The following is a 16123-nucleotide window of genomic DNA, read 5'->3' on the forward strand; positions in this document are numbered from 1 at the left end:
GGGCTCGGGTTAAGCGTAAGGACTAATCTTCAAATTGATACAAAGGCGTGGACAAGTAACGTTCGCCGTTGCTCGGAACGATGGCTACGACACGTTTGCCTGCGCCCAGTTCTTTCGCCACTTTCAGAGCGGCATAGATCGCTGCGCCGGAAGAAATACCGCCAAGGATCCCTTCTTCTTTGGCTACACGGCGGGACGTCTCGAACGCATCTTCGTTCTCCACTTGAATGACGCCATCGTAAACGGAGGTGTTCAGAATATCCGGCACAAAACCGGCTCCGATTCCTTGGATTTTATGAGGACCTGGTTTACCGCCGGAAAGCACTGGAGATGCTGCCGGTTCTACCGCATAAATTTTGATGCCCGGGAAGTTTTCTTTCAGCACGCTGCCGGCGCCTGTGATCGTACCGCCCGTGCCGATGCCGGAGATGAACGCATCCAGCTTGCCGTCGTGGGCTTTGATCGCTTCGACGATTTCCGGACCGGTTGTCTCGCGGTGAATTTTCACGTTCGCTTGGTTTTTAAACTGCTGAGGCATGAAGTAGGACGGATTCTCAGCTTGAATTTCTTCAGCGCGCTTGATCGCGCCTTTCATACCTTCGGCCCCCGGCGTCAGAACGAGCTGTGCACCGTAAGCACGAAGCAGGTTGCGGCGCTCGATGGACATCGTTTCCGGCATAACCAGAATCGCTTTATAACCTTTCGCTGCAGCTACCAGAGCAAGCCCGATACCCGTGTTACCGCTGGTAGGCTCGACGATCGTGTCGCCCGGCTTGATGCGGCCTTCTTGCTCAGCCACCTCGATCATGCTGATCGCAATACGGTCTTTCACGCTAGCACCCGGGTTCTGGTACTCCAGCTTAACATAAATTTCCGCACTGCCCTCCGGCACGACACGGTTCAATTTGACAAGCGGCGTATCCCCAATCAAATCCGTAACGCTTTGAACTAATCTTGCCATTTGCGAATTCTCCTCCTCAAGAGCGGCTCAAAATATCCGAGTGTTTTGCTAGGTATTATATTTTCATATTATCAACCCCCGCCAAGGTTGTCAATATGAAAATTACATGGCATGGCTCAATACGTTCCGCTCACCTTGACGTTCCACTTTTCCCGCAAGCGCTGCATCGTTTCCTTCAAAGGCGGCGCTTCCCGCAGCGCCAATTCCTTGCGAACTTGCTCGCGTATCGCTTCCGGGCTGCCTTTGGACTGCACTTTACGCTCTTTGACCCGAACGATCACGAATTGTCCTTCGACTTCTACCGGTTTCGAAATTTGCCCTGTCTGGAGCGACTTGGCAGCTTTCATAATAGGAGCCGGCACGAACGGATCGTCCTCCTCAAACCATCCGAGATCGCCGCCGCTCCCTCGCGTCGCATCGTCGAGGGAACGCTCCTTGGCGACCTTGGCAAACTCCGTCCCTTTGGCCAAATCATTCAACGCACGCTGTGCCTGTTCCTTGCTCGCTGTCACGATCTGCTCCAACCGAAGCAGAACGGTCGCCTTAAATTCGTCGGGATGACTTGCGATATAATCATCCACGTCGGCGTCGTCGATGGCGATGCCTTGAATCGAAATCTTTTCCGTATAAAGCTTGTGACGGACGTCCTCATTCAATTGCTCACGCGTCAATCCAAGCTGTTCTTCCATCGCTTGATAAAATTCATTCTCGCTTTCGTAGCCTTGCTGCATCCGTTCTAGTTCCCGCTTGATTTCAGACTCGCTAACCTGAATGCCTAGCGTTTCCGCTTCCCTGCGAATGACCTCATGGTCAATCATTTGTTCGAGCGTCTCTTTGCCGTGTTTCTGAAGCAATTGTTGTTCCAAATCTCGCAGCGTAATATCTTTATCTCCGATGCTGGCAATCGTTAGCTCATGATCGGCCTTCGACGGTGGTTCGAGTATGGGATCCGCAGCGGGCTGAAGGAAGGAACGGGCCGTTAATACGGAGGAAAGGATGCCCACAGCGATCAGCAACACAGCGATCATTCCCCATAAAACCTTAACGTTTCGCATGTCCTATCCCCTCGAATGGTCACTCTCTATCTTCGGACAGACCTCTTCCGCCCCTCATCGCCTCTTAGATAGATTCAATCAGTTCGCTTAATTCGCTCCCGTTGAACCTATAGGTTTCATTGCAAAAGTGACAAGACACCTCTGCTTGCCCGTCCTCAGCCAGCAGTTGCTCCAGCTCGGAACGTCCCAGACTGATCAAGGTTTGCTCCACACGCTCTCGCGAACATTTGCATTGGAACTTGATATCGTCCCGACGTTCCAACACTTCCACATCGGGCAGCAGCGTCTTCAAAATCGACTCCAAGCTCTCGCCTTGATCGAGCAGCTTCGTAATTGGTGGCAGCTCCCCGAGCTGTTTCTCCAGCTGGGCGATCTCTTGACCGTCCAGGCCGGGAAGCAGCTGGATGATGAACCCTCCTGCAGTCTTCACGGTATAATCAACATCGACCAGCACGCCAAGCGCTACGGCCGACGGCGTCTGCTCGGATTGCGCGAAATAATAGGTGAAATCTTCGGCGAGTTCACCGGAAATTATCGGAATGCTTCCCCGGTAAGGCTCCTTTAAGCCTAAATCCTTGGTGATATACAAAAAACCGTCGGTGCCGACCGCACCGGCCACATCCAGCTTGCCGATCGCATTCAGCGGCAAGTCGACCTCCGGGTTATCCACGTAGCCCCGCACTTCGCCCTTGGCGTTCGCATCCGCTACGATTTGGCCGATCGGACCGCCGCCTTTGACTTGAACCGTCAGCTTCTCTTCGCCCTTCAGCATGGTCCCCATCATAAGCGCGGCCGTCACCGTTCGCCCCAAAGCCGCCGTTGCGGTCGGAGTCGTCTGGTGTCTGACCCGGAGCTCTTCCACGATATGCTTGGTCCGAACGGCAAATGCGCGCACCTTGCCGCCGAACGCCGTTCCTCGGATCAAATAATCTTCTTGCATAGGATCACATATTCCTTTCATAAATCAGTTGAAGCCCCTGTAAGGTTAACAGCGGGTTGACCAGCTCGATGGTACGCGATTCGCTTGCGATCAATTCGGCCAGACCTCCGGTCGCAATAACGCGGGGATCCTTGCCCGATTCCTGCTTGATCCGGTCGACAATGCCGTCCACTTGACCGGCAAAACCGTAAATGATACCGGCCTGCATGGAATTGACGGTGTTGCGCCCGACCACGTTTTTGGGCTTTACAAGCTCGATGCGAGGGAGCTTGGCGGCGCGCTGGTACAGCGCTTCCGTCGAAATGCCGATGCCCGGAGCGACCGCCCCCCCGATATATTGCCCGGATTCGTCGATATAATCAAACGTCGTCGCCGTACCGAAATCCACAACGATACAGGGAGGACCGTACAAGTCGATCGCTGCCACCGCGTTCACGATGCGGTCGGCACCCACTTCTTTCGGATTTTCATAACGAATGTTCAGTCCGGTTTTGATGCCGGGACCGACGACAAGCGGCGTTTTCTTTAAATATTTTAAACATAAATGCTCGAGTACAAACATCAGCGGCGGCACTACGGAAGAGATGATAACCCCCTCAACCTGGTCCAATTCGATGCCCGCATGCTGGAACAAATTGTACATCATGATCCCGTATTCGTCTGCAGTGGTCGAACGATTCGTGCTCAACCGCCAGTGATGCAGCAGCTGCTTCTCTTCGTAAATACCAAGCACGATATTGGTATTCCCCACGTCCACTACTAAAATCATGCGCGCTCCTCCTTCTGCCCCTTCTGTTCGTTCAAATCCAAGCTGATGTCGAGCGCTTGCACCGAGTAGGTCAATCGGCCGACGGAAATAACGTCAACGCCGGTTTCCGCAATGAGGCGCACGCTGTCAAGGCTGACGCTGCCCGACGCTTCTACCATGATATGCGGGGCCTGATTTTTAATGCGCCGCACCGCTTGCTCCATTTGCCCGGGCTCCATGTTGTCGAGCATGATGAGGTCCGGACCGGCTGCGAGCGCTTCCTCCAGCTGTTCGAAGCTCTCGACCTCGACTTCAATCTTCATCGTGTGCGGAATGTTGGCACGCGCGCTTTTAATGGCTTGCGCGATCCCTCCGGCGCCTTTAATATGATTATCTTTGATCATGACCGCATCATATAAGCCATACCGGTGATTATGGCCGCCGCCCACACGCACGGCGTACTTCTCCAGCATCCGATGGCCCGGCGTCGTTTTGCGCGTATCGACAAGCCGGGTCGGGAGCCCCTCCAATCGATCGACAAACTGCCGCGTGCGCGTCGCAATGCCCGACATCCGCTGCAATAAATTCAATGCCAGCCGTTCTCCAAGCAAAATGCTGCGCGTGCTGCCCTCAATCTCGGCCAGCACCGTTCCATGGCTGACAGCTTGTCCTTCGCCAGCCAGAGCCTTGAATCTCAAGGCGGGGTCTACGACGGCGAAAACCGCCTTCGCAACCGGCAGTCCGGCGACGATGCCCGTGTCCTTGACATGAATGATTCCTTTCGATTCCGAAGCTTCCGGAATCGTCGTCATCGTCGTGACGTCCCCCATCCCGATATCTTCTTCCAGCCAGGCTTTCAGGTTATGTTCCAAAGCCGTCCGATTCAACTCAAACATCGTCAATCCGTCCTTCCGTCGTTCCATTCACCCGGTTGAATACCGTATGTTTACGCCACAGCAAGTCATCGCGTTCGGGAAAATCTTCTCTGTAGTGTCCCCCGCGGCTTTCCTCCCTAATCAGGGCGGCTTGTGTTGTCAGAAGTGCACAAATAAGCAGATTCGCGAACTCATACTCCTCCCGTTTGGCTAAGGAGTTGTCGAAAATAGCCAGATGCCGCTTCAATTCTTCATACCCTTTGGCCAGTCCTTTGCCATTGCGTTTCAAGCCGGCGTAACGCAGCATCAGCTTCTGCAGCTTCAGCTTCTTCTCCACGACCGGTTGAATGGCTTGCCCCGTAGCACGCCCCCGCTCGCTAAGCACTGGCGTTTCCGTTATCTTATCCAGCTCGCGGATACGCTCTACAATCCGGCGTCCGAACACGATCGCCTCGGACAACGAATTGCTGGCCAGCCGATTGGCTCCGTGCACGCCGGTCGACGTGACTTCGCCGCAGGCGAACAGCCGTTTCACCGTCGTTTCGCCGTGCAAATCCGTCTCCACGCCCCCCATCATGTAATGGGCGGCCGGGGCGACCGGGATCCAGTCAGAGGATAAATCCAGGCCGAAGGTCAAACAAGTTTCATAGATCGTAGGAAAACGGTATTTAACCGTCTCCTCGGATTCGTGCGTAAAGTCAATGTAAACGAAGGTCGACTTCGTCAGCTCCATTTCGCTGACGATCGCACGCGCGACGATATCCCGCGGCGCCAGCTCCAGTTGAGGGTGGTAACGATCCATGAAGCGTTCTCCATTGATGTTGCGGAGAACCGCTCCCTCGCCCCGTACCGCTTCCGAGATCAGGAAACGCGGGGCGCCCGGATAACAAAGGGCCGTCGGATGAAATTGAATAAACTCCACATCGCGTATGTTAGCTCCGGCCCGGTAAGCGATGGCGATGCCGTCCCCGGTCGCAATGTCCGGGTTGGTCGTATAACGGAACAACTGCCCCGCTCCGCCGCTGCACAACACCGTGGCGTTAGCGCGTATGAATACTTTCTGCCCGTCAGGCTTCTGTACGAGAGCCCCGAAGCATTCGCCGTCCTGCGTAATGAGATCGATCACAAAATGATCGTCCCAAATTTCAATATTCGGGTCCTGCTTGGTCCGTTCGGACAACGCGCGTACGATCTCCGCGCCCGTCGCATCTCCTTGCGCATGCAAAATACGCCGCTGGCTGTGCGCACCTTCTTTCGTAAGGGCGTACCGGCCGTCCTCCATATCAAACTCGGTGCCCATCCGGATCAAATCTTTCACCCCGGCAGGGCCTTCGTGTACGAGAACGTCCACAGCCGAAGAGGAACATAAGCCCGCTCCGGCAATTAGCGTGTCTTGCCGATGATAAGCCGGAGAATCCTCATCGGAAATAACCGCGGCGATGCCTCCCTGTGCGTAACGTGTGTTGCTGTCCAGCAGCGATTTTTTCGTGACCATCAGCACTTTATGCGTTTCGGCGCTTCTAAGCGCGGTAAAAAGACCGGCGATGCCAGCGCCGATCACGATCACGTCAGTATATACGGTAGGAAGCTGCTGCAAATCGAAATTGACCATATAACGGGGGATCATGAGCCTCCACCTTCCTAACAAGAGAAGTAGCGCATGCTACTTGACCTGCAGCATGCGCTCCAAGGATGCACGGGCCTTATCGGCCACGTCTTGCGGTACGTATACTTGGGGACTGTTCGTCTCCAAACATTTAACCACTTTCTTCAAATTATTCACTTTCATATTCGGACAAACCAAGTATTTGGTGGCAAAATGAAATTGCTTATGCGGGCTGTCAAGGCGCAGCTGATACCCGGTGCCGTCTTCTGTGCCGACGATAAATTCCTGGCAATCGGATTCCTTGCAGTACTTGATAATGGCCGTCGTGCTGCCGACGAAATCACCCATTTTGACAACCTCCGGACGGCATTCGGGATGAACCACGAATTGGGCGTTCGGGTGCAGAGCTTTCATCTCCTCAACGTCTTTAACGGTCAGCATATCGTGAGTGTTGCAGTAGCCTTCCCAGATGATCATTTTCTTGTCCGTGAACTTGGATACGTAGTCGCCCAGATTCTTATCCGGTACCCAGATGATTTCATCGGAATCTACCGAGTTTATGACTTTGATGGCGTTAGCCGACGTACAGCAAATGTCCGTTTCGGACTTCACTTCGGCCGATGTATTGATGTACGCGACGACCTTGGCATTCGGATGCTGTTTCTTCAAGGCGCGAAGCCCGTCAACATTGACCATATCGGCCATCGGACAACCGGCGCGCTCATCGGGAATAATAACCGTCTTGCCCGGAGCCAAAATCTTAGCGCTTTCTCCCATAAAGTGTACACCGCAAAATACGATGACATCGGCATCCGTCGATGCGGCTTTTTGTGCAAGAAGGAACGAATCCCCGCGGAAATCGGCTACTTCTTGAATTTCATCCCGCTGATAATAATGGGCAAGTATAATGGCGTTACGCTCTTTCTTTAATTGAGCGATCCGTTCTTTCAGCTCGCGCTGCTGCTCGGCTTTGCGCTCCAGTGCCAGTGCTTCCATAACACACCTTCCTTTGCTTTCCTCTCGAATGTAAAGACCCCGAAATAGATGGTGAAAATGTTCACAAAGATAATAAAGATTTACACCTAATTTACACGCGGGGGCCCCGCCATGTCAATGTTTAAATACCTACAAAAAGAAACAAATATACGCTTCGGACACATCGCCTGTACGACTGCTTATCCCTCACGGCCAGTTTCTCGCTTATCAACGCTTTTTGCCTGATACAAAAAGGAAAAACCGGCACCTTTCGGCACCGGTTTGCGTGATATTATTGATCCTGCTCGTCATCCGAGCTTTTCTTCTCGATATCGAGCTTATTGGAGTCCGCAGCTTGGTCTTGGCTTTGGATGTTCACTTTGACATCATCGTTCTTGCCGTCAAGCGCCGGCTCCTCATCAGGAACCGCACCCAATTTGCCGCTGTCGATCAGTTCTTTAATTTGATCTTTCTCGAGCGTTTCTTTCTCGATCAACGTCTCGGCGATCAAACGAACTTGGTCGCTGTATTTGGTGAGAATCTGTTTGGCACGTTCGTAACAAGCGCGAATGATCGACTGCATTTCTTGATCGATCTCATAAGCGATCGCATCGCTATAGTTCTGTTCATGCCCGATATCGCGGCCGAGGAACACCTGGCCCTGCGTCGTACCGAACTGCATCGGTCCAAGCTTATCGCTCATCCCGAACTCGGTTATCATCCGACGAACGATGCCTGTAGCGCGCTGGAAGTCGCTGTACGCGCCGGTTCCGATTTCGCCGATGAACAACTCCTCGGAAACGCGTCCGGCCAACAAGCCGGTCACTTTGTCGAGCAGCTCGTTCTTCGTCTGCATCATCTTGTCTTCGCCTTCTTTAGGCAGCATCATCACGTACCCGCCCGCGCGTCCGCGCGGGATGATCGTAACTTTGTGCACCACATCGGCATGCTCGGCGTGAATCCCGACGATCGTATGACCCGCTTCGTGGAAAGCGACCATCCGCTTCTCGCGTTCGCTGATGATGCGGCTCTTCTTCTGCGTACCGACAACAACGCGGTCAAAAGCTTCGTCGATCTCATCCATGGAGATGTCTTTGCGATTGCGGCGGGCCGCAATGAGCGCAGATTCGTTCAAAAGGTTCTCCAAGTCCGCGCCGGAGAAGCCGGTTGTGTAACGAGCCAGCTGATCCAGCTTCACATCCTTGGCCAAAGGCTTGTTGCGCGCGTGTACCTTCAGCACCGCTTCGCGGCCCTTCACATCCGGACGGTCAACCGTGATTTGACGGTCGAAGCGTCCCGGACGAAGCAGCGCAGGGTCCAGGATGTCCGCACGGTTGGTAGCGGCAACGATGATAATGCCTTCGTTCGCTCCGAATCCGTCCATCTCTACGAGCAATTGGTTCAAGGTTTGTTCCCTCTCGTCATGACCGCCGCCGAGACCGGCGCCGCGCTGACGACCAACCGCATCGATTTCGTCTATAAATATGATACAAGGCGCATTCTTTTTGGCGTTCTCGAACAAATCGCGCACCCGGGACGCACCGACACCGACGAACATTTCGACGAAGTCGGAACCGCTGATGCTGAAGAACGGAACGCCGGCTTCGCCAGCCACCGCTCTGGCGAGCAACGTCTTACCCGTACCCGGAGGGCCTACGAGCAGCACCCCTTTCGGAATACGCGCCCCTACAGCCGCAAACTTGCGCGGGTCTTTCAAAAACTCTACGACTTCCACCAGTTCTTGCTTCTCTTCATCGGCTCCGGCCACGTCTTCGAAGGTGACGCGTTTCTTCTCTTCGTTGTAAAGCCTTGCCCGGCTCTTCCCGAAGTTCATCACCTTACCGCCGCCGCCCTGGGCTTGATTCAGAAGGAAAAAGAACAAGATGAAGATGATGACAAACGGAATAATGGAGGTGAGGAAACTAATCCATACGTTGTCCCCTTCCATCTTCTCGATAAATACGTTACTTGCGGGAATGTCGCTTTGCTCGATCAAGCGGAAGATGTTTCCGCTGCTCTCTTCATACGGCGCCCGGGCTTCGAAATTTTTCTTTTCCGGCGTATCCGCGTTCTTTAGCTTCCCCCTGACCAAATACGTCTGAGCATCATACTTGACGATGATCGATTCGACGTTCTTGTTCATCAAATGTTGTCGGAGTTCGCCATAGCTGACTACGGATTTCTGATCGTTCTGGGTGCTGATGAAATGGACGATTCCAACGGTGACCAAAAAGATGAGCAGATAAAAGCCTGTATTACGTATAATGCGATTCATCCCCTACCTCCTCTCAACAAACGGCAACTTTGTATATTGTACCACAGCAAGTCTCGGCATCTCAAGAAATGCTACGTGGAGTAAATCTCGGGCTTTAAAATGCCGACATAAGGCAAATTGCGGTACTTCTCCGCATAATCGAGGCCGTATCCGACAACGAATGCATCAGGGATGACAAAGCCTTTATAGTCTGCGTCCAAATCGGCCGTTCTACGCGCAGGCTTGTCAAAAAGTGCCGCGATGGTGATCGAAAGCGCATTGCGCCGTTCCAGCACGTCGATCAAGTAGCTAAGCGTCAAGCCGCTGTCGATGATGTCTTCAACGATGAGTACGTGGCGGCCTTCGACGGAGATATCCAGGTCTTTAATAATCTTGACGACTCCCGACGATTTGGTGGAATGTCCATAACTGGATACGGCCATAAAATCGATTTCGAGAGGGATCGTAATATTTTTAACCAGATCCGACATGAAAATAAACGCACCTTTCAGCACGCAAATGACGAGCGGATTCCGGCCTTCAAAATCTCGACTGATAATCTCTCCCATTTCCTTCACTTTGTCTTGAATTTGTTGCTCGCTGTACAGGATTTCTTGAACGTCGTTTTGCAAGAGAGGTCCTCCTACTGTTAGTTAAAATCGCATTGCCATTCGATATGCAGCTTGCGCCTGCCGTCCTCGCGGACTAAAGCCTGCGCCGATCTTCTCACGCCCGGCAGCCACAGAATTCGTCCTTCGGCATCGGTCACAACCGGTGTACGCTCCCGCAGGTAAGGCGGTACTTTCGCATCGATGAACATATCTTTCACTTTTTTCGAACCGTTTAACCCAAGCGGCGACATCCGGTCACCGGTTTGGCGGCTTCGAACCGATAAAGGAAAGGACATGTCCATAACGTCGAACACCGCTTCGCGGACGCCCAGGACTGACGGCATCGGGTCATCCGGCTCCAGCCAGCGAAACACCATCCGCGCGCCGGTTTCGGGTATGAATAACTCGGTCTGTCCCTCGCTTACATGGTAAGCGTACGGGGGGGGTGGTAACACCATCCTATGTATCATGACACGATCATATTCCCTGCGAAACGTGAGACGGGAATCGACATCCATGCGAACGCTTCCGGCCTTCGTCTGAAGGACGGCGTTCCGTAGTTGTTCGATCTGATGATAATCGACGGAATCCGGGTCCAGCGCAAGATAACTTAATATTAGTTTAATCAACCGCCTTTGTAAAGCGACGTGAACCCCGCCGAACCATTGGGCCGACCAAGCAACGGAACCGTTTTCTGCGTTCACAAATTGTTCGAAAAGCGCTCTCGTTTGCTGCGTGAGCAAGTCGTCCTCTTCCGCCGCCAATATCGCCAGACGGTTTAACGACTCGGGCAGCCGATCCTGGTAACGCGAAAGATACGGCAGTACCTCCAATCGGATTTGATTACGGAAATACTTCGTCTCCAGGTTGCTGCTGTCCGTTCTGAAAGTTAACCCGCGCTGCTCGCAGTACCGAATAAGCTCGGCCTTATATATACGTAACAAGGGCCGAACAAGTTCCAAATCTTCCGTCTCGGATCTCCGCAGCGGAATACCCGCCAAGCCGGAAGGGCCCGTACCTCGAAGCAGACGCATAAGCACCGTCTCGGCCTGATCGTCGGCGTGATGGGCCAATGCGATCCGCCCTGCCCCCGCTTCACGCGCAGCCTCGCGCAGGAAAGCATAGCGGAGTGCTCTGGCAGCGGCTTGCGCATTCGCCTTCGTTCCCGCCAAATAGCCGGGCATGTCCAGCACCTTCAAGTAAAAAGGCAGCCGTAACGAAGCGGCCAGCTCTCTCACGAACTCCGCTTCTTCGTCCGCCTCCCGTCCTCGAAACCCATGATTGACATGGGCCACCGATAACCCCCAACGATGGCGTTCGGATAACGCAAAAAGGAGATGCAGCAGCGCCACGGAATCGGGACCGCCCGATACCGCTACCACTACTCCGTCCCCCGCTTCAAGAAGCGACTCTTCATCAATGAATCGCTCCACCGTGGACATTAACGACCAAGCTGCATCCATACTGAATTTCCTTCCTTCTCTCCTTGGGCATGACTCAATGCAGCGAAAAATAGACGGCTGCCGCGAACAACATCAAGGATGCGGCAAAGCAAGCTTTAATCCATGCGCCGTGCTTATTCCGCTTGGTGACCGGCCGCGCAGCGAGCATGCTTTTGGCCCGCCAATCCGCAAGCGCCTGCTTAGACGTTTCGTATCGTCCGGTCAGCGCCTTGCGCAAAATCGGCTCCACGGAAGCAAGCGACTTGTTCGCCTTCAGCAGGTCGAGCAGCATGTCTACGGTGCGGTTCTGCGGAAGCATGGAAGCCGCTCTCGCAAACGTACGCTCGCGGTCGGCCACACCCAGCATTAACGCAGCGAACGAGAACAAATCATAGGCTTCGCTTGCCACCCGGGAACCGCCGCCCCAATACCCGCGGTCAAATACCTCCGTAAACTGTTTGACGGCACGCCCTTTGGCCGTGACGCCTCCGAAGTCGATTAACTCGACGTCACCGTATTCCGTTATGAGCATGTTCTCCGGCTTCAAGTCGCCGAACACGTAACCGCCTGCATGTAATTCGGTCAGCTTGCGCAGCAGATTGAGACCGATCAAATAAATCCACTCAATCCCTTTATCGCGAATAAAATCGTTTAACGATTTTCCTTTAATATATCGCATCACGCTGAACGGATAATCGACTCCGCTCCAGCAGAAATCGTCCGCTTCCAGCCAAAGCTGTTGAAACGAAGAGGCAGATTTCGACAACGCTTGTAACGCATTCACTTCGGATTGATGATCCAATGAATCGAAGCCCATCTTAAGGGCGAACTGCTGTTTGCCGCGGCGAACCAAATACACCTTGCCGTTGGCGCCTTCTCCGAGCAAGCGTTCGACTTGATACTGGTTCTTGTTCCATTTGCCTTGTATAACGGTTCCCGCCGCAAATGAGGGTTCAAACGATGTAGTCACTCCAGATCCCTTCCTCACGCGATCTTCCAAGACCGGTGATGTCGTGTACCTCCGACTTGGTCTCGTACCCATACTGTGTATCCCCGGTATTCCCGGCTACAAAATGAACGACTTTTAATAAGGCGGGCCCTGTGGGCGTCGTTCCCCTCATGTTTAATTTATAGAACAACCTGTTCAAATTTGCAAGATCGCGCGTCCAACCGAGGTCCATTTCGACCTCTTGGTCGCCTGATAGATTCGCCGGGAAGTGAAAGACGGATAACAAACTTTCGCCGGCCCGCGACTGCAGGCTGAGCTGCAAATCGTAAATCGCCTCTTTCACCGCCTGCAGCTTCGGCTTCATGCTCGCGCTCGCGTCGATCAGCAGTGCGACTTTCAGATCGGCTTTCTCCGACCAATCGTCGATCACGCGCACAACCTCGGAGCGTTCGTTCGGCGGCAGCGCTTCGAGCTTATCGTGTCCAAGGATGCTCCGCAGCTCAGCCCCGACAGCTTGCTGAACTGTCTGCACAACCGTTTTACGCGTCATCATCTGAACGGTTTGGGACAATTGGGCCGGTTTCACCAAGCGGCTGATCCCCCCGCCGGCCTGGGCAATCTCATGAATCTCGACGGCGCCGAGGTCGCCGATCTCCCCGGTGTCCGCAATGCCGACTACATGCACGACAATGCCTTCCGCCTTGGCATGGGCCGCGGCGATGACCGGGCTTATGCCGACATTCGAGCAGCCGTCCGTAATCAATATAATTTGTTTCATGTCGATCCCTCCTTTATATTATTCTTATTTTTTCCATTCGAGAGAATTCTAAACTGGTTTATATGCAGAAAACCGCTGGAGCAGCGAGGCTCCAGCGGTTTAGTTCGATATAGCACCATTCCTTAACTGACCGTCCTCGGACGTTCGATCCGCTCCATTCCCGGCGTCCGGAAGGTCGCCCACTCCGGCCTGAACTTATCGACGCGCGCGACCACCACCGTCATGTCGTCATAAATCTCCCCATGATGGTAACGCACGACCCGTTCGAGCAGGATGTCCGCGAATTCCTGCGGATGATCGGCGTCGATCTCGGTGATCATCCGTTTCATCCAGAGCTCCTTATTCACCGCGTGCCCCGGCGCATCGTAGATCCCGTCGGTCATCATGATTAAAATATCGCCGTGTTTCAACGGTACGCTGACCAAGTCCACGTCGATCTCTTGCAAGATGCCGACCGGCAAATTGTTGGCGGTCACCGGAAACACCTCGCTGCCGCGTTTAATGAAGCTGGGGGTCGACCCGATTTTCATAAACGTCGTGTTGGCGCTGTACTGATCGATCAGCGCAACGTCGACCGTCGCGAACACTTCATCGGACGAACGAAGCATCAACACAGAGTTAACCGATTTGATAGCGAGCTTCTCGTCCATGCCGGATTGCAGCAGCTGCTGCAGGATCGACAGCGCCGCGCTGCTCTCCGCCCGCGCCCGCTCTCCGTTGCCCATCCCGTCGCTGAGCGCTACCGCGAACTTTCCGTTGCCCAGCTCGATCGTGCTGAAGCTGTCCCCGGACAGGAGGTCGCCCCCCTTGGCCGCCCCCGCAATTCCGGTCTCCACCTCGTACTCTTTCGCCGATCCGAACAACACCGTGCTGTACCCGTCCTTCCGGTCAAGCGCCTGCTCGTTCTTCACGGCGATATGCTCGCCCACGATTTCCGACAGCAGCGGCGCGATAATTTTACGGCACTCGTCAAACCCGCGCGTGTATTGATGGATGATTTCGATCTCGACATTGCCCTCATCCAAGCTGATAATATCGATGCTGTGAATGGCCAGCCCGAGTTCTTCCAGAGCGCTTCGAATTTGCTCCTCTTGCATGAATAACTCTTGGCCTTCCCGCTTGATTTCCTTCGCCAGGTCCTCCATCACCTGGGAGACGCCGGACAACTGTTCAGCTACCAATTGACGGCTGTCGAGAATTTGTTTCTTCCAATGCTGATCGTTCTTATATAAATGGTATTGCTGCAGCATCACTTCGAGCACCTGGTCCGGTTTGACGCATATTTTCTTCCATCCCGGCTGAATATCCTTCCGTGTCATCGTCTCGCGAAGCTCGACCTCGGTCATCATGTCCGTCATATATTTATAGGTGTGGTAAAAACGTTCGTCCCAGCACTGCGTCCGCTTCCAGCAGGCGGAGCACGACTTCTCCGCGACGGAGTTCATGAAGTGGCCCACCTCCTCTTCTTTGCGCATCGGCTGGGTGTCCACGGTAATTTGTTTAAAGCTTCGGGACAACTGACGGAACACTTCGGAGAACTGCTCCACGCGATGCGCCGTCACATCGCGCACCCGCCTCGCGTAATCCTGCTGCGACTTGAGATTCTCCTGCGTACCCGGCACATATTTGGCCAAGGTTTGAATGACGCCTTTGGGGGTAAGAAGGAATAAAGCAACGGCAGCCACCGACTCCCAGGTCGAGCTCATAATATCGGCCTGGTTTCCGAGATACACCGATAAGATCGACGAGCCGAGCAGCATGCCGAAAGCAACGGCCATTCTATTGCCTTCCTTCAATAGACCGGCCAGCATGCCGGCGAAGGCAAGCAAGCTCATCTGGTAGATTGCGCTGGAATTGGCCAAGCTGAGGATCAGTCCGGTCACGACACCCACCGAAGCTCCGAGCGGAGCTCCTCCGACGAGCGCAAACAGCAGAATCAGGTAACGCGACAACACATGCTCCAGCGTCATCGGGCCCGCAATCCAACCGACCGTTCCCGTCATCACCGAAGCGAGCAAGATGATTAAACAAATAACCTCCTCGTTTTTTAAACTGTAGTTTTTACGCGTTAACGTAAAGACAGGCACCGCTTGCAAAAATATATGGGTCAAAATCAGGCTTAACAACGCCCCTACCCCGGTCATCATCAGCGTATACCAGCTAAGATTCTCCGACGCGAGGTGGGAGAACAGCCGTACGAAAAACGTAGTGGCAAACACCATTGCCGGCGCATAAGAGATGTCGGAGCGCTGGAAACGCTCGACGCCTTTTTGCAGCAGGAGGAACACGACCATCTCCGCGATCAGGTAGCCGGTATGCATCGGCTCCACCGAAAACAAACTCCCTCCCGCTATAAAAACTGCCGTCCACACGAGCAGCTCCCGCCGCAAAAAATACATGACGGCAAAAAAGGCGACCCCGAACGGTGCCAACTGATCGAGGATCATCGCCCGTCCGAGCAGAAATGCCATGAACAAGAGTAGAATCGACCATTTCCTTGCGACGACGGCTTGTACGAGCCGGTTCTCCACAAAAACGCCTTTTACCGAGTCGCCCATCCGCCGCATGCCATCCGAACCTGCTGAACTCATTCGTTGAAATATTTGCCTTTTTTGCATAATTGTTTAACACCACCCATATACTATTAGTGTTACTTAGTATATAGCGTGTCCAGCAGAAAGTTTGTCAGAATGAGGTAGTCCAGCCGATGTTTTTTCCGACAAAATGAGGGCACTTGCAAAACATGAAAGAAACACGTGTCAAATAGAATTGCAAGCGCTTACAATAACGTATGTTCGGTTTAACGTCACGATTTGTTCGGTTTTGTTCGTCCACGTATCGGCGGTATTTACAGGAGGACCTGTCGATTTGCGGGGACGGAAATGAAGATACGACAAAAGTAGTCCCGCTTTGCGAATGGGATGACGGA

Annotated in this window: 13 protein-coding genes; all 13 read right to left on the reverse strand. The window is 53.6% G+C overall.

What is annotated here, in order from left to right:
- Window positions 1-22: 22 nt before the first annotated feature.
- Window positions 23-961, reverse strand: a complete 939-nt coding sequence (gene cysK / locus ACZ439_RS11895) for a cysteine synthase A (RefSeq protein ID WP_127610082.1) — start codon at window positions 959-961, stop codon at window positions 23-25.
- 116 nt (window positions 962-1077) lie between these two features.
- On the reverse strand, window positions 1078-2016 hold the full coding sequence (locus ACZ439_RS11900) for a peptidylprolyl isomerase (protein WP_201317696.1): 939 nt from the start codon (window positions 2014-2016) through the stop codon (window positions 1078-1080).
- Window positions 2017-2080: 64 nt separating this feature from the next.
- Window positions 2081-2956: an Hsp33 family molecular chaperone HslO gene (gene hslO, locus ACZ439_RS11905; RefSeq protein WP_464621030.1), complete on the reverse strand. Its 876-nt coding sequence runs from the start codon at window positions 2954-2956 to the stop codon at window positions 2081-2083.
- A gap of 4 nt (window positions 2957-2960) precedes the next feature.
- A complete protein-coding gene (locus ACZ439_RS11910; RefSeq protein ID WP_054797900.1) occupies window positions 2961-3725 on the reverse strand; it encodes a type III pantothenate kinase in 765 nt (254 codons plus the stop codon).
- Entirely contained in the window at window positions 3722-4600 is an 879-nt protein-coding gene (gene nadC / locus ACZ439_RS11915; RefSeq protein ID WP_054797904.1) for a carboxylating nicotinate-nucleotide diphosphorylase, read from the reverse strand. The genes ACZ439_RS11910 and nadC overlap by 4 nt, the downstream gene beginning before the upstream one ends.
- On the reverse strand, window positions 4593-6206 hold the full coding sequence (gene nadB, locus ACZ439_RS11920) for an L-aspartate oxidase (RefSeq protein WP_127610076.1): 1614 nt from the start codon (window positions 6204-6206) through the stop codon (window positions 4593-4595). Before nadB ends, nadC begins: the two co-directional genes overlap by 8 nt.
- A 36-nt stretch (window positions 6207-6242) precedes the next feature.
- Window positions 6243-7181: a quinolinate synthase NadA gene (nadA, locus tag ACZ439_RS11925; protein WP_054797899.1), complete on the reverse strand. Its 939-nt coding sequence runs from the start codon at window positions 7179-7181 to the stop codon at window positions 6243-6245.
- 271 nt (window positions 7182-7452) lie between these two features.
- A complete protein-coding gene (gene ftsH / locus ACZ439_RS11930) occupies window positions 7453-9435 on the reverse strand; it encodes an ATP-dependent zinc metalloprotease FtsH (RefSeq protein ID WP_054797898.1) in 1983 nt (660 codons plus the stop codon).
- Between the two features lie 71 nt (window positions 9436-9506).
- Window positions 9507-10046, reverse strand: coding sequence for a hypoxanthine phosphoribosyltransferase (gene hpt / locus ACZ439_RS11935; RefSeq protein WP_127610072.1), 540 nt, complete (start codon window positions 10044-10046; stop codon window positions 9507-9509).
- A gap of 17 nt (window positions 10047-10063) precedes the next feature.
- Window positions 10064-11488 (reverse strand): tRNA lysidine(34) synthetase TilS, encoded by a 1425-nt coding sequence (tilS, locus tag ACZ439_RS11940; RefSeq protein WP_464621031.1) that lies wholly within the window; start codon window positions 11486-11488, stop codon window positions 10064-10066.
- Between the two features lie 34 nt (window positions 11489-11522).
- The gene (locus ACZ439_RS11945; RefSeq protein ID WP_054797897.1) at window positions 11523-12437 is read right to left on the reverse strand and encodes a protein kinase domain-containing protein; all 915 of its coding nucleotides are present in this window, start codon (window positions 12435-12437) and stop codon (window positions 11523-11525) included.
- Window positions 12421-13194 (reverse strand): vWA domain-containing protein, encoded by a 774-nt coding sequence (locus ACZ439_RS11950; RefSeq protein WP_127610096.1) that lies wholly within the window; start codon window positions 13192-13194, stop codon window positions 12421-12423. The genes ACZ439_RS11945 and ACZ439_RS11950 overlap by 17 nt, the downstream gene beginning before the upstream one ends.
- A gap of 122 nt (window positions 13195-13316) precedes the next feature.
- The gene (spoIIE, locus tag ACZ439_RS11955; protein ID WP_373423942.1) at window positions 13317-15761 is read right to left on the reverse strand and encodes a stage II sporulation protein E; all 2445 of its coding nucleotides are present in this window, start codon (window positions 15759-15761) and stop codon (window positions 13317-13319) included.
- Window positions 15762-16123 lie beyond the last annotated feature (362 nt).

The sequence above is a fragment of the Paenibacillus sp. JCM 9796 genome (assembly GCF_055379675.1).

Excerpts from the sequence above, each read along its gene's own strand:
- ACZ439_RS11910 (WP_054797900.1), bottom strand. The coding sequence starts at position 3,725 with ATGATTTTAGTAGTGGACGTGGGGAATACCAATATCGTGCTTGGTATT.
- ACZ439_RS11950 (WP_127610096.1), bottom strand. The coding sequence starts at position 13,194 with ATGAAACAAATTATATTGATTACGGACGGCTGCTCGAATGTCGGCATA.
- hslO (WP_464621030.1), bottom strand. The coding sequence starts at position 2,956 with ATGCAAGAAGATTATTTGATCCGAGGAACGGCGTTCGGCGGCAAGGTG.
- spoIIE (WP_373423942.1), bottom strand. The coding sequence starts at position 15,761 with ATGCGGCGGATGGGCGACTCGGTAAAAGGCGTTTTTGTGGAGAACCGG.
- ACZ439_RS11900 (WP_201317696.1), bottom strand. The coding sequence starts at position 2,016 with ATGCGAAACGTTAAGGTTTTATGGGGAATGATCGCTGTGTTGCTGATC.
- cysK (WP_127610082.1), bottom strand. The coding sequence starts at position 961 with ATGGCAAGATTAGTTCAAAGCGTTACGGATTTGATTGGGGATACGCCG.
- nadA (WP_054797899.1), bottom strand. The coding sequence starts at position 7,181 with ATGGAAGCACTGGCACTGGAGCGCAAAGCCGAGCAGCAGCGCGAGCTG.
- nadB (WP_127610076.1), bottom strand. The coding sequence starts at position 6,206 with ATGATCCCCCGTTATATGGTCAATTTCGATTTGCAGCAGCTTCCTACC.
- nadC (WP_054797904.1), bottom strand. The coding sequence starts at position 4,600 with ATGTTTGAGTTGAATCGGACGGCTTTGGAACATAACCTGAAAGCCTGG.
- ftsH (WP_054797898.1), bottom strand. The coding sequence starts at position 9,435 with ATGAATCGCATTATACGTAATACAGGCTTTTATCTGCTCATCTTTTTG.
- tilS (WP_464621031.1), bottom strand. The coding sequence starts at position 11,488 with ATGGATGCAGCTTGGTCGTTAATGTCCACGGTGGAGCGATTCATTGAT.